This is a genomic window from Peribacillus frigoritolerans (assembly GCF_030676415.1).
Classification (GTDB): Bacteria; Bacillota; Bacilli; order Bacillales; family DSM-1321; genus Peribacillus; species Peribacillus frigoritolerans_A.
In genome coordinates this window covers 1-255 of the sequence record NZ_JAUUTW010000144.1, presented here as the reverse complement: position 1 = coordinate 255, position 255 = coordinate 1, and the positions used below count along the sequence as shown (strand labels likewise).

Here is a 255-nt window from a genome sequence, read left to right as displayed (position 1 = left end):
GAATGGAGAATGGGTGAATCTTTCGATTCCAAGCGATCAAAGGCTTTATCCAGCATTTTGGAAACGAGCGGATAAACAGCACGAGATTCGATATTATAGGCGATGATTTCTCCATTAAACAGGTCTAAAATGGCCGATAAGTATAGTTTCTCCCCAGCTAGATGGAATTCTGTGACGTCTGTCACCCATTTTTCATTGGACTTTGCCGCCTTGAAATCACGTGCTAGAATGTTGGGCGCAATCTTGCCGATGTTC

The 255-nt window shown here is 43.5% G+C and carries 1 protein-coding gene; it reads right to left on the bottom strand.

The window, feature by feature from the left end; genetic code table 11:
• Positions 1-255 (bottom strand): DDE-type integrase/transposase/recombinase (locus Q8G36_RS28815; protein WP_305163171.1); only part of this gene is annotated, 255 nt, incomplete at both ends.